The following is a 12,620-nucleotide window of genomic DNA, read 5'->3' on the forward strand; positions in this document are numbered from 1 at the left end:
AGTGGGCCACGCGCCGGATCGTGAGCGCGGCTGGCGCGGTAGTATGGCTGCCGCACTCCAAACTGCGCGACACGCACATGATGCGCGTGTAAGGCAACCCATTCAGCACGTGATACCACGGCTGGAGCGGCGCACTGTCACCGGGGCAGTCGCCTACAACAGCATCCGCGGCGATCATCCCCGCTGATACGCACGTGGTTGACACCAGTTGTGGGTAATGCATAGCCCAATGAGGGGAGGCCGGGATGGGGGGAGAACGCCCTCACCCCCGGCCCCTCTCCCGCGCTGCTCAGCAGGAGAGGGGAGATTAGAAGTGCGCTCTCGCTGTCTCTAAATCGCATCACACCGTGAACGAGAAGACAAAAGCTTCACCGCGATTGGTAAATGTCGTGCGGCCATTCACGAACGCCTGAGGTGTTCCATTCACCACCGCCATCGCCGGGTTCGCCCCGTGGACGACAAGGGTGAAGGATGTACGGGCACATTCAGCAAAACCATCACCACGGGTCGAACCACTGATCGTGAGTTCATGACCACGGCGTTCGACCCGGAACAGGGTACGGTAATATGCACCCTGTTGAAACGCTAGGGTCAACCCATCGTCCTCGTGTAACTCTGCGGTGTAGACACCATCGTGCGTTGGGATGAAGAGGTGTAACTCAATGGTTTCCGGGTAGTAGCCCATCGTCGAAGCCGGTACATCCGGCCAGAGCGGAACAACGGCCCCGCCACGGGCAAAGAGGGGCAGGCGGTCGAGTGGAGCGGGCACTACCACAAATTGTTCACCGGCATACCGCGTGTCAGTATGCCAATCGTACCATTCACCGGAGGGCAGATAGAGCTGTCGAGTCGTCGTTCCTGGCTTGTATGCCGGTGCAACCAACAAGTCGCGCCCTAGCAGAAATTGATCATCTATCTCGCGAGTCAACCGGTCGTATTGATACGCGAAGACCAGCGGCTGTTGTACCGGTTCACCGGTTTCCACGGTTCGTATGAAGGCCGTGACCAGATAGGGCATGAGGCGGTAACGTAATTCAATCGCGTTACGGGCAATCTGCTCGATGGCCGATCCAAACGACCAGGCATACTGGTCGATATGACCAATGGCACTATGATTACGGCAGAAGGGTGTCAGTGCGGCGCACTGCATCCAGCGGGCAAAGAGTTCAGGTTGGGTGTCACCGGCGAAACCACCAATATCAGCGCCGATAAACGCCTGCCCGGACAGAGCTGTCCCCATTGCCATTGGCATACTCATCCAGAGATGATCCCAACGCGCACAATTATCACCCATCCAGTTAGCGGCGTACCGTTGAATCCCGGCAAAGCCGGCCCGTGATAGCACAAACGTGCGCTGGTTGGGGAACGCGGTGTGTAATCCTTCTACCGTCGCCATCGCCATCAGCAATGCGTACTGATTGTGATAGCGTTCGTGCGGTTCGTGGCCACCGTTGAAGCGCATCGCATATGGCGGAATAGCACCGGTTGCCGGCTCGTTCATATCATTCCAGATACCGGCAATGCCTAACTGCGCGTGACGCGCATTCTGCTCACCCCACCAGGTACGTGCTTCCGGTTTCACAAAATCAGGGAACGCCGTGCGACCGGGCCAGACCTGCCCGATGTACAACTCACCACTTGCTGCTCGACAGAACAGATCGTTTGCTATCCCCTCGCGGAACAACGCAAAATCGGGATCGACCTTCACGCCGGGATCGACAATCGTGATGAGGCGAAAGCCCTGCTGGTGCAATTGGCGAGCGAGGGCTGTCGGATCGGGAAACAATTCATGATTCCAGGTGAAGACACGATAGCCGTTCATATGCTCGATATCGAGCCAGAGCGTATCGCATGGGATGCGCCGTTCACGATGCTGGGCAGCGAGGGCCAGGATGTCAGTCTGACTGTAGCGGTGCCAGCGACATTGATGGTAACCAAGTGCCCAGATTGGCGGCGGTGCCAGCCGACCGGTCAACCAGGTGAATCCTTCGAGAATATCGGCAATCCGTGGCCCGGCCAGCACATACTCTGTGTATTGACCACCCAACGCACAGATGCCGTAGGTCTCGGCAGGCGAAAAATCAACATGCACCCGATATGGATTGTCAAGAAAAAAACCGGCAGCATTCCCGGTCTGATCGAGATGGTAGAAAAACGGAATTGAGATGTAATAGGGATCGAACTCCGTGCTGGTATTCTTCGTGCGCGGATCGGCGGGATCGCGACCGACGGCGAATTCGGCTTCACCATGCGGACTCAGTACATCGTTATTCCACAAGATAAAATCCCGCCCTTTCCGATTCAGGCGTCCAGTCTTCTCACCCAAACCGAGAAAGGCATCATCACGGGCACAAACTCGATGAAACGCGAAGGCATCATTGAGCGTTGCATACGCCCATGGCCGCCCATCAGGTCCGGTTGCGGTGGTCATCACCGAACTACCATCGCTCCGCCGGATCGTAATCGTGAACGGATCACGACCGATGATCACCTCCAGCCGCGCACTGCGCAACACCAGCGATGTCGTCGTTTCGGCGACGGTAAATGGCGGTATCGGCGCGTGATTCAGATCAACGCAGACGGCATACGACGGATGCTCATCAAAATGACCGCCACGACTGATCTTCAAACGCACAATATCTTCGCGAATCCATTCCACCCGTAGCCATTCATGGTCGAGTGCGGCAAGAATGCCTCGTTCAATGGACTGGACGGCACCAAGCCGGGATAACGGCATAAAATAGCGGGTATCGGTCAGTCCTACCCGTGCCGGGGCTTGCGACATGGCGAACTCCTCAATGTGCAAAAGCGGTATCGGGGGATGATTGTAGCATAAACGGTGAGGGAGATTGAGAGAACTAGCTTTTGACAGAGCAATATCTGAAGAGAGCTATGGCCGTCAGCGCTGGTAGATGGCTGGAACCTGATCGTTCCGCACACCTGACGAGGGTGATCTGACTCAGGCGTTCACACTTTCTGTGAGGATGTAGAATACCGTTTCGACATAACCGGCGACACCAGATAGCTGCCCCTCCTGGCAAACTGTGCTACGAACCATTACAATATCGTCGTACAATCACTTTTACGTAATTGTGAGGCCCAATGACGACGCCAATCAATACCGATCATCTGCAGAACACATTACGTGCACTGGAGACGGCATATTCTATGTATCAGCGTGCCGTGGAAGAGCGGGAACCGACGACGCAGGAAGTCTTGCGGATGGCGATCATCAAGGGTTTTGAACTGGCTCAGGAGGTCTCGTTCCGGCTGATCCGGCGCCGCCTGCGCGATTTTGGCTATGGTATTCGCCGACTTGAAGCAACGCCGGTACGCGAGTTGCTACGCCTCGCTGCCCAACATTCTCTGCTTGCCATCCCTGAAGTTGAGCGTTGGTTTACCTATCGCGATAATCGCAACAGCACGGCTCACGATTACGGTGACGCCTTCGTTCAGCAAACGTTGACACTGTTGCCTGATTTCATCCGCGATGCGTATGCACTGGCAGAACGTCTCCGTACCGGCGCAACCATTGTCGAAGATGACCTATGACTACGCCATACCTTGATCTACCCGCCCAATATCTCGCCCAGGTGCGCACAATTTTGCAAACATACGTCCCCGAATACGAGGTCTGGGCCTACGGCAGTCGGGTGCGGGGCGAGGCATTTGCCGCCAGTGATCTCGATCTGGTGGTGCGGAATCCTCGTCATTTGTCAGAGCCGTGTGACCATATCGTTGCACTACGGGAAGCGTTTGTCGCCAGTAATCTCCCGATTCGGGTTGATGTGGTGGATTGGGCACGGATTCCGCCTTCATTCCATCACGAGATTGAACGCGGGTATGTGGTGGTGCAACCGGCAATGAGTACCGACAACGTCCGGGAAGATTGAGATGCGGAACGTGGTGAAGCTGATGGCTACTCGACAGTGCGGGAACGCCAGACGATATCTAGAATTGCGTTAAAAAGACCAATTCACCTTCCATCAAAATATGCTATCTTTTTCATGTTACGAAAAGTGCTATGTTCATTGCAATGGTAGCATCATAACAGTTTGCCGTTGTTGCTTTGCTTAATGAAGATTGTACCATACTGATTTCATCTTAAACACGCTCATAACGACCACGAAGAAGCCTTAACCCATGCCACCTTCCCTGCACCGAATCTGGTGAACGCTATGACATTTTCTTCACTACAAGCCGTTGCGAATCGCGCTATAGTACTATGAGGAATGGATCATTAGTCTGGATACGTTATCGGTATTGCACCCTATGACACGGCGTCCGCGTCCACGTTTACCGCGTTTTCGGCAGCGAAAGCCGCTACCACCACCATGGCCGATTCGGGGCATGCTGATTGTTGGGCGTTGGCTCAATCGGCTCTTTTTTACGCTGTTGGTGTTGGTATTGATGGGAATGATGGGGCTGATTGGCCTGTATCTCTACTACGGTCGCGATTTGCCGCCGCCGGAGCTGATCGATCAGTACCGTAGCTTCGAGAATACACGCATCTACGCCCGCGATGGCGTTACGCTGTTGTACGAGGTGATTGGGCCAGGGGTACGGGTGCCGGTGGCACTGGAGCGCATTCCCCAGATTTTACGCGATGCAACGGTGGCTGTTGAAGATGCGAATTTTTATACCAATCCTGGGGTGGATTTGCCGAGTATTGTGCGGGCTTTCTGGCAAAATGTGAACGCTGGTGAGACTGTTTCAGGCGCCAGTACGATTACTATGCAGTTGGTGCGGGCAATTTTACTGACGCCTGAAGAAGCTCAGCAGCAGACAATTGAACGTAAAATTCGCGAAGCAATTCTGGCGATTCGGGTTGGTCAAGAGTATAGTAAGGAACAGATTCTCTCGCTCTATCTGAACGAAGTGTACTACGGTGCGCAGGCGTATGGGGTTGAGGCGGCAGCCCAACGTTACTTCGGTAAGCATGTCTGGGAATTGAGTCGCGGTGAGGCGACCCTGCTGGCCGGATTGCCGCAGTCACCCTCGAACTACAATCCGTTTGAGAATCTGCCGCTGGCTCGCGCCCGTCAGCGTATCGTACTGAATCAAATGGTTGACGCCGGTTTCATTAGTCCTGCCGAAGCCGAGTCGATCTTTGCCGAGCCGATTCGGTTAGTATACCCCACCATCTCTATTCAGTCGCCCCATTTTGTCTTTTACGTCTACGACCTGCTCGTCGCGCAATTCGGCGAGGAGATGGTGAATCGCGGTGGTTTGCGCGTGATCACCACGCTTGACCCGTCCTGGCAGACGCAGGCCGAACAGGTTGCTGCCGAACAGATCGCAACCCTGCGTGCCCGCAATGCCGGCAATGCCGGTGTGGTCATGCTCGCCCCTGATGGTCAGATTCTGGCGATGGTCGGGAGTGTCGATTACAACGCGCCTGATGGTCAGGTGAATGTGACCCTGGCCCTCCGTCAGCCCGGTTCGGCGTTGAAGCCGTTTATTTATGCCGCTGCTTTGCAGCGTGGGTGGACAGCGGCAACCGTGCTCTGGGATGTGCCGACGCGCTGGCAGATGAACGGGGTGGTGTACGAGCCACGCAATTATGATGGCCGCTTCCGCGGGCCGGTACGTCTGCGGCTGGCACTGGCGAATTCGCTCAATATTCCGGCGGTGAAAGCGCTGGAGTTTGTTGGCGTAGAAACGTTTGTCGATTTGATGAGTCAGTTTGGGGTGAGCAGTTTTACCGATCCCAGCCGCTACGGGTTGGCAATGGCGTTAGGGAGTAACGAAGTGCGCCTGCTGGAGTTGACCGGCGCTTATGCCGGACTACAGGCAGGGGGGCGCCAGGTCCGACCGGTAGCTATTTTGCGCGTGACAAACAGCCGGGGTGAGATTTTACAAACCTGGCAGCCACCCCCTGTCAAGCCGTTGCTAGGCCCGCAGAGCGAACAAATTGCATTTCTGATCAGTGATATTCTGAGCGATAATGCGGCGCGCTGGCCGGTCTTCGGGCGCAACAATGTGATGGAGTTGCCGGATATTCAGGTTGCAGTGAAGACCGGGACCAGTAATGACTATCGCGATTCCTGGGCAATTGGCTATACCAGTGCTGTGGTGATTGGGGTATGGGTAGGGAATAACGATAATCAGCCTATGGCGGAAGTGGCCGGTGCTAACGGCGCCGGTCTGATCTGGCGTGAGTTGATGTTACGTTACCACGCACATCGGGAGGCAAAGCCCTTCGTGCCACCTGCCGGGATCGTCGAACAGCCGGTGTGCGCCGAGACCGGTGGCCCCCCTACTCCGAAGTGTCCCCAGATCATCACCGAACGTTTCGTTGCCGGTACCGGGCCGGTGAGCAATATCACATATCAAACGGTGCGTGTAGCCGGTGATGGCTCGTGTCTGGCAACGACATATACCCCGCCTGAAGAGGTGCGCTCGAAGACGTTCGTCGTCTACCCTACCGAAGTCGCCGATTGGGCGCGCCGCAATGGTCTGACACCACCGACCGAGTACTGTCCACCACCCCGTGAGCCGGATCGCGCGTTTGCTCTGCTCGACCTCGCCGCGCATAGCGTGATTACCAATACCCTGGTCTTTATCCAGGGTACTGCTCGCGGCCCCTTTATTCTTGATATTGGCAGCGGTAGCGATCCAACCGACTGGCAGGTGCTGGGGCAGAGCAGCCAGCCGGTTGAGCAGGGGTTGCTTGGGATGTGGAATGCCGGTGCCTGGCCACCCGGTACGTACACCATTCGTCTACGAGTCACCCTGCCCGATGGGGTCGTGATCGAAGAGCGCCGACAGGTGACCTACGCGCCGTGACTGGCAACCAGAGCCTGTTGCCATGCCGCTTCAACCTGAGCACGTGTATGAGCTTGCGAACCGCTGTTGTCAATAATGACATGAGCGCGGCTGAAGCGACTCTCTTGCGGAGGTTGCGCGGCGATCCGGGCCTGTGCTTCAGCCAGCGACATCCCCCGGGTTGTCATCAGGCGCTCAATCTGTTGTTCAGGCGGGCATGTAACGACCCAGACCTGATCACACTCGTCGGCCCAACCTGACTCGATGAGCTTGATTGCATCAATCACCACAATCGGACGTTCTACAGGTCGCAGACGGGTGGCATACCCACCGGCGTTGACAACCTCGGCCAGAAACCGTTGTATTTCGGCGCGTACCGCCGGATGGACGATAGACTCTAACTGCTTCAGCGCCGCCGGGTCGTTAAATACGATGTTCCCTAACTTACGGCGATCAATCGCACCGCCAGGTGCAGTCAAAATCTGGGGGCCGAACGCTGCGACAATGGCCTGATACACCGGTGTACCCGGTTGTTGTAGACGGTGTGTTACCCGGTCAGCATCGATAGTACGCGCACCGAGGGCTGCCAGCATGGCCAGAACGGTACTCTTGCCACAGGCGATACTGCCGGTCAGACCGATCAGAAAGATGCCGGGATGTTTCATGCCACCAGCTCCACGTATTCCTGCAGCACCAGGGCGTCATCGCTGATACCGATCAGTTCCAGCAATTCACTGATCAGTTCAGCTCGCCGCTCGGCATCACGGCGGCTCCAGGTGCGGCTCTTGATTTCGAGGAATGGGCCGCGATCTGCCTGACCGATGAGCGTATCGAGGTTGATCGCGAAATCATGATCGCGGTAGAGAATGCGCCAACGCCGACGCTGCTTCTCAAGCTCCTCGATCCGGTCGGGCTGAAAGTATTCGCGGTAGAAGCGCACGGTATGATCGGCGGGCGCGGTATACCGCGCTCGTGACAACATCATCGCCTTGGGGTGATCAAAACGACGCGCCTCGGCCATCAGGGTGAGCGTGTACTTGGGCTGGGGACGAGCACCGGGATCGGTACGGTGGTCCTCACGTATCCGAATGCGCTCACCGTTGGCGAAGACGAAATAGGTGTCGTACTGGGTGCGTTCACTGGTTTTTGTGACAGTGATTGCCGGATGGTTGAGTACTGCCAGTACCCGCTCGACATCTGCCGGATGCAGGCGGGCTTTCACCTGTATCTCGAAAATTTCCGCCTGCTGCACACCACCGAGGGCCAGAATCTTGGCCAGCAAATTCCGTTCGCGGGTAGCAAGAAATTCGTTGATGCGCATCGCAATTGTCTGTGCGCGAGCAATAATTGCCGTCTCGTCAATGGTCTGTAACTGACGATCACGGAGCAGGATGTTGCCATCTACCAGCACATCGCGCACATCGGCAGCTCGACTACTGTAGACAAGGTGGGAGTAAATGGCATCGGGAGCGTAGGTGTAGCGGGGTGCGCTGTGCAACCGGTGCAGCTCAACAACGGCAATATCGGCGCGTTTCCCTGCTTCCAGCGAGCCAATCAGATGGTCAAGGTGAATCGCACGAGCGCCCCAGCATGTGGCCAGCGCGAAGGCTTCACGTGCCGGAACCGCCGTTGGATCGCCGCTCAAGCCTTTCGGGAGGAGCGCCGCCAGTTGAATCTCGGTAAACATATCCTGGTCGTCATTGCTCGCCGGGCCATCGGTACCGAGACCAACCCGCACCCCGGTTTCGATCATTCGGCGGAAAGGAGCCACACCACTCGCCAGTTTGAGGTTACTGGTTGGGCAAGGCACAGCCCCGGCCTGAGCTTCGCGCAACAGGCGCAGATCATCTTCGGTGGCGTGAACACAGTGGGCAGCGATGCAGGGTACATCGAACGCGCCCACCCGTTTGGCATATCGAATTGGGGTCACTTCACGATCACGGATGCTCTCTTCAACTTCGCGCGCAGTTTCAGAAAGATGCGTAATCAGTGGTGCACCAAACTCAGCACATAACGCTGCCGCCTGGCGGTAAATCTCATCGGTGCAGGTGTACGGCGCGTGGGGGGCAATAGTCGCAATAATGCGGGGATGACCGCGCCACTCGGCCATGAAACGCCGTGCCCGCTCGATCCCGGCATCGAACGAATCGGCATCAGGGGTGGGCAGACGCATCACCGTCTGCCCACAAATCGCTCGCATCCCGGCTTGATCGGCAGCCCGTGCGACCTCTTCTTCAAAATAGTACATATCGACAAAGGTCGTTGTTCCGCCACGAATCATCTCGGCGCAGCTCAAGAGTGTACCGGTGAAGCTAAACTCGGCGTCAACAAACTGACTCTCGACCGGAAACATATAGCCGAAGAGCCAGACATCGAGCTGCTGGTCGGCAACTAGGCCGCGCAAGAGGCTCATCGGCACATGAGCGTGGCCGTTGATCAGCCCCGGAATGATCGCGCAATCGCGGCAATCAATCGTCTCCGTAGCCGTATACCGCTGGTTTAGTTCAGCGGCTGGCCCTACCTCTACAATAACCCCATCACGAATAGCGACGGCACCATCAGTAAAGATACGCCACGCTGAGTCCATGGTAACGACCGTGCCGCCGGTGAGTAGGGTGTCAACATGCTCCATGAAAATGCCTCCTTTGTCACTCACCTTCTTCCTTCCATTGTACGAGAAATCGGGCAAAGGTGCGATCCACCAAAGTACCGATGTCGGGTATACTGACGGCGATGCAACCAAAAATGCTTTCAATCGAAAACAAAGAGACCGCAACCCATCCTGCCCCGTCGCATGCCCAACTGGAAAGGCGCGTTTTGCGGCTGGCCTGGCCGGTTATCGGGGAAAACCTGCTCCAGACCATGCTCGGCGTTGTTGATACGATCCTGGTCACCTCATTGGGAGCCGTCGCTTTAGCCGGGGTCGGCGCGGCATTGCAGGTCATCTATGTCACGACAGGTGCACTGAGCGCGTTATCGGTTGGCGTGGCGGTGCTGGTCGCGCAGGCATATGGTGGTGGACGTCTGAAAGAGGCCAGCTTCCTGGTGCGCCAGGGATTGCTCTGGAGTGTACTTATCGGGCTACCGGTGACCGCCATTGGATTGCCGCTTACGCCCACGCTGATCAGACTCTTCGGCCTGACCCCCGATGTCAGCCAGGTTGGGATTGACTATCTGGCAGTGACCATGAGCACCATCACCACACTGACGATGATGTTCCTCATCGGCGGTGTCTTACGCGGAGTCGGTGATACACGTACCCCATGATCATCACGGCTTTTGTCAACGTAATCAATGTTATTGCCAGTGCAGCATTGATCTTCGGCTGGCTGGGCTTACCGGCGTTGGGGGCGGTTGGTAGTGCCTGGGGATCGGTTATTGCCCGCTTTGCCGGTGCCATCCTCCTGGTCGGTGTGTTATGGCGGGGGCGCAATGGTGTGCGGGCCGGTGGCCGTGGTGAGTGGTGGCCTCGCATGCATGTGTTGTGCAATATGTTGCGCATCGGAATGCCGGCAGCACTGGAAGAGGTGCTCATCATCGGCGCGATTGCCACATTGACCCCGGTGGTAGCCACGCTGGGCACAGTGCCACTCGCGGCCCATCGTGTAGCGATCAACGTGCTCTCGCTCTCCTTCCTGCCCGGCATCGGTTTTGGCCTGGCCGCAACGGCGCTGGTTGGACAGGCGATTGGTGCCCAGCGTCCGGCAGAAGCCCGCCGCATTGCCCATATCGCAATGCGCTGGGCCTTGATCTGGATGGGTGGCCTGGGTGTCTTATTCATCATCTTCGCCGAGGGTCTGGTAGGGCTGTTCAACAGCGACCCGCAGTTGGTTGCCGCGGGAGCTGCTGCGGTGCGCGTGGTTGCCCTGACACAGCTGGCGTGGGCGATTACCTTTACCCTCGGCGGTGCCCTGCGCGGTCTGGGCGACACCCTCTCGCCGCTGGTGATCAGCGGTTCAGCGATCTGGATTTGTGTCGGGCTGGCACTGGTGATTGTGTTATGGTGGCTGCCGGCACTGTGGGGTATCTGGCTGGCCTTCCTGATCATCGGGCCATGTGAGGCGCTGGTCTTCTGCGGCAATGGCAGCAGCGGATCACATCCTGGCGGCCAGGGTCGGCCTGACCTGCTTACAGTGCGCACGGCAATTGCGAGAGTGTTGTAACCGGGGAAACCTGGCTGGTCTTTCGGGTCGTGAGCCATTCACGGCGCTGGTCTTCTGCGGCAATGGCAGCAGCGGATCGCATCCAACCTGGGAGCGCGAGCCGCCGGCTCGCTTACCATCTGCTACAGCCCACCATACCTTCGTCTCGCAGAGTCTCGCCACCTGGACACGGCATATCATGTGGCATGCACACCAGGTGGTCATGCGTACCGCAGCGTCCTGCTTCCCACCGCCAGGCCAGCCCTGCAGTAGTGCGAGCTGACGCCTGCCCTCACGACGTGGAAGCCCCACTGGGGCTATCTATGCGTGCGCTTGGCACCTGCTCCCCGCCGGCAGACCAGCCCCGAAGGGGCTTCCACGCATTGAGGCAGGGTTTTAATCCACCGACTCACCGGCCATCACCCCCGCTCCGGCATGCGAGCTATGCAGTATTCGAGTTATGGGTAATGCATACCCCAGCGGGGGCGGGTGAGGGTGGGGGCGTGTCACTGTGCATTGCTGGGTGCAGCCCCACCTTTACGAACTCATCATATCAAATCTTGTGTCGTGGCACGCTATCAAACGCCGTCCTCATGGGACACCCTTAAGCGCTCCATCTCGTGCTGGGACAACCTGGGAGTGCGAGCGGGAGGCTCGCTTACCATCCTGCTACAGCCCACCATACCTGCGTCTCGCAGGGTTTCGCCACCCTGAACCAGAGCGCGCAAGCGGGAGTCATCCTGTACTGCCGATTGAGGGTGGGGGTGTGTCGCATACCACTACTGGACGCAGCCCCAAGCTGACCCGCTCGTTTCTCCATCACGCTGGCGCTGCCTCTGCCTGCAACTGTCCGTGAACCAAATTTGGGCATCTGTACTGACCCACCAGCGCCTCAGCGGTGGCACGAGCAGTGCGCCGGCACGGTTCTGATAACCTGAATGACACACAGTGCAAGTCAAGATTGACTAGAGCCTGTTATGGGCTTTTCGGTTCTGCTCGTATATCATGACGCTATGACACGAAAAGCCTATCCCAGTGATGGTTCTGATGAAGAGTAGGCGTTCGTCGCGCCCTATGTGACGCTGATGGACGAATCAGCGCCGCAGCGGAACTACCCACTGCGCGACGTCTCCAACGAGCTGCGCTCCATGCTGCGCACGGGTGCACCGTAGCGAATGCTGCCCACCGACGTGCCGCCGTGGCCCGTGATGTATCAGCAGCCCCAGCGCTGGCTGACGGCGGGTGTGGTTGGGCAGATGGTGCATGATGTGCGGATGCTGCTGCGCGACATCACTGACCGCACTCCCTAGCCTCGTGCAGTCATTATGGACAGCCGGACACTTCAGTCGACGCCGGAAAGCGGGAGACGTGCCGGGTACGATGGACACAAACGGCGCAAAGGTTCGAAGGTGCATCTGGCTGTGGATACCCTGGGGCACCTGCTGGCGGTGGTGGTCACCCCAGCCAACGAACAAGACCAGGCGCAGGTGGCGGCGCTGGCTCACCGTATGCAGGAGGTGACCGGCGACACGGTGGATGTGGCCTTCGTTGACCAGGGGTACACTGGTGAGCAACCGGCAGCCGAGGCCGCCGCCCACGGCAGTCGCCTGGAGGTGGTCACGCTGCCGACCGCCGCGCGAGGCGTTGTCGTGCTGCCGCGGCGCTGGGTGGTCGAGCGCAGGTTCGCCTGGATGACGCGCTTCCGTCGCC

General features: G+C 57.8%; 9 protein-coding genes and 1 pseudogene. 7 read left to right on the forward strand and 3 right to left on the reverse strand.

The features are described from left to right. Positions 1 to 187, forward strand: a 187-nt coding sequence (locus VAE55_RS02090; RefSeq protein WP_322814167.1) for a hypothetical protein, incomplete at its 5' end; no start/stop codon positions are given. A gap of 153 nt (positions 188 to 340) precedes the next feature. Here the strand turns inward: VAE55_RS02090 and VAE55_RS02095 are convergent. Continuing rightward, the gene (locus VAE55_RS02095) at positions 341 to 2,785 is read right to left on the reverse strand and encodes a glycoside hydrolase family 31 protein (protein ID WP_322814168.1); all 2,445 of its coding nucleotides are present in this window, start codon (positions 2,783 to 2,785) and stop codon (positions 341 to 343) included. Between the two features lie 317 nt (positions 2,786 to 3,102). Here VAE55_RS02095 and VAE55_RS02100 point away from each other — a divergent pair, with 317 nt between their 5' ends. From VAE55_RS02100 to VAE55_RS02110, 3 genes are all read left to right on the forward strand, one after another. Further along, a complete protein-coding gene (locus tag VAE55_RS02100) occupies positions 3,103 to 3,552 on the forward strand; it encodes a nucleotidyltransferase substrate binding protein (protein WP_322814169.1) in 450 nt (149 codons plus the stop codon). After that, positions 3,549 to 3,893: a nucleotidyltransferase domain-containing protein gene (locus VAE55_RS02105; protein WP_322814170.1), complete on the forward strand. Its 345-nt coding sequence runs from the start codon at positions 3,549 to 3,551 to the stop codon at positions 3,891 to 3,893. The genes VAE55_RS02100 and VAE55_RS02105 overlap by 4 nt, the downstream gene beginning before the upstream one ends. A 379-nt stretch (positions 3,894 to 4,272) precedes the next feature. Then, positions 4,273 to 6,789, forward strand: coding sequence for a PBP1A family penicillin-binding protein (locus VAE55_RS02110; protein WP_322814171.1), 2,517 nt, complete (start codon positions 4,273 to 4,275; stop codon positions 6,787 to 6,789). On the opposite strand, the gene coaE is transcribed toward VAE55_RS02110, so the two are convergent. Together coaE and VAE55_RS02120 are read right to left on the reverse strand one after the other, a co-directional pair. Beyond that, positions 6,777 to 7,433, reverse strand: coding sequence for a dephospho-CoA kinase (coaE, locus tag VAE55_RS02115; protein WP_322814172.1), 657 nt, complete (start codon positions 7,431 to 7,433; stop codon positions 6,777 to 6,779). The two genes, VAE55_RS02110 and coaE, sit on opposite strands and share 13 nt — an antisense overlap. After that, a complete protein-coding gene (locus tag VAE55_RS02120) occupies positions 7,430 to 9,400 on the reverse strand; it encodes an amidohydrolase family protein (RefSeq protein ID WP_322814173.1) in 1,971 nt (656 codons plus the stop codon). Before VAE55_RS02120 ends, coaE begins: the two co-directional genes overlap by 4 nt. Before the next feature lie 113 nt (positions 9,401 to 9,513). Here VAE55_RS02120 and VAE55_RS02125 point away from each other — a divergent pair, with 113 nt between their 5' ends. From VAE55_RS02125 to VAE55_RS19075, 3 genes and pseudogenes are all read left to right on the forward strand, one after another. Next, complete coding sequence (locus VAE55_RS02125) at positions 9,514 to 10,035, forward strand: MATE family efflux transporter (RefSeq protein WP_322814174.1); 522 nt, start codon at positions 9,514 to 9,516, stop codon at positions 10,033 to 10,035. After that, positions 10,032 to 10,931, forward strand: a complete 900-nt coding sequence (locus VAE55_RS02130; RefSeq protein ID WP_322814175.1) for an MATE family efflux transporter — start codon at positions 10,032 to 10,034, stop codon at positions 10,929 to 10,931. The genes VAE55_RS02125 and VAE55_RS02130 overlap by 4 nt, the downstream gene beginning before the upstream one ends. Positions 10,932 to 12,268: 1,337 nt before the next feature. Continuing rightward, positions 12,269 to 12,620: pseudogene (locus VAE55_RS19075) on the forward strand (transposase); the annotation flags it as partial.

The sequence above is a fragment of the Chloroflexus sp. genome, assembly GCF_034432675.1.
In the GTDB taxonomy this organism is placed as follows: Bacteria; Chloroflexota; Chloroflexia; order Chloroflexales; family Chloroflexaceae; genus Chloroflexus.

Excerpts from the sequence above, each read along its gene's own strand:
- VAE55_RS02100 (WP_322814169.1), top strand. The coding sequence starts at position 3,103 with ATGACGACGCCAATCAATACCGATCATCTGCAGAACACATTACGTGCA.
- VAE55_RS02130 (WP_322814175.1), top strand. The coding sequence starts at position 10,032 with ATGATCATCACGGCTTTTGTCAACGTAATCAATGTTATTGCCAGTGCA.
- VAE55_RS02120 (WP_322814173.1), bottom strand. The coding sequence starts at position 9,400 with ATGGAGCATGTTGACACCCTACTCACCGGCGGCACGGTCGTTACCATG.
- VAE55_RS02125 (WP_322814174.1), top strand. The coding sequence starts at position 9,514 with ATGCTTTCAATCGAAAACAAAGAGACCGCAACCCATCCTGCCCCGTCG.
- coaE (WP_322814172.1), bottom strand. The coding sequence starts at position 7,433 with ATGAAACATCCCGGCATCTTTCTGATCGGTCTGACCGGCAGTATCGCC.
- VAE55_RS02095 (WP_322814168.1), bottom strand. The coding sequence starts at position 2,785 with ATGTCGCAAGCCCCGGCACGGGTAGGACTGACCGATACCCGCTATTTT.
- VAE55_RS02105 (WP_322814170.1), top strand. The coding sequence starts at position 3,549 with ATGACTACGCCATACCTTGATCTACCCGCCCAATATCTCGCCCAGGTG.
- VAE55_RS02110 (WP_322814171.1), top strand. The coding sequence starts at position 4,273 with ATGACACGGCGTCCGCGTCCACGTTTACCGCGTTTTCGGCAGCGAAAG.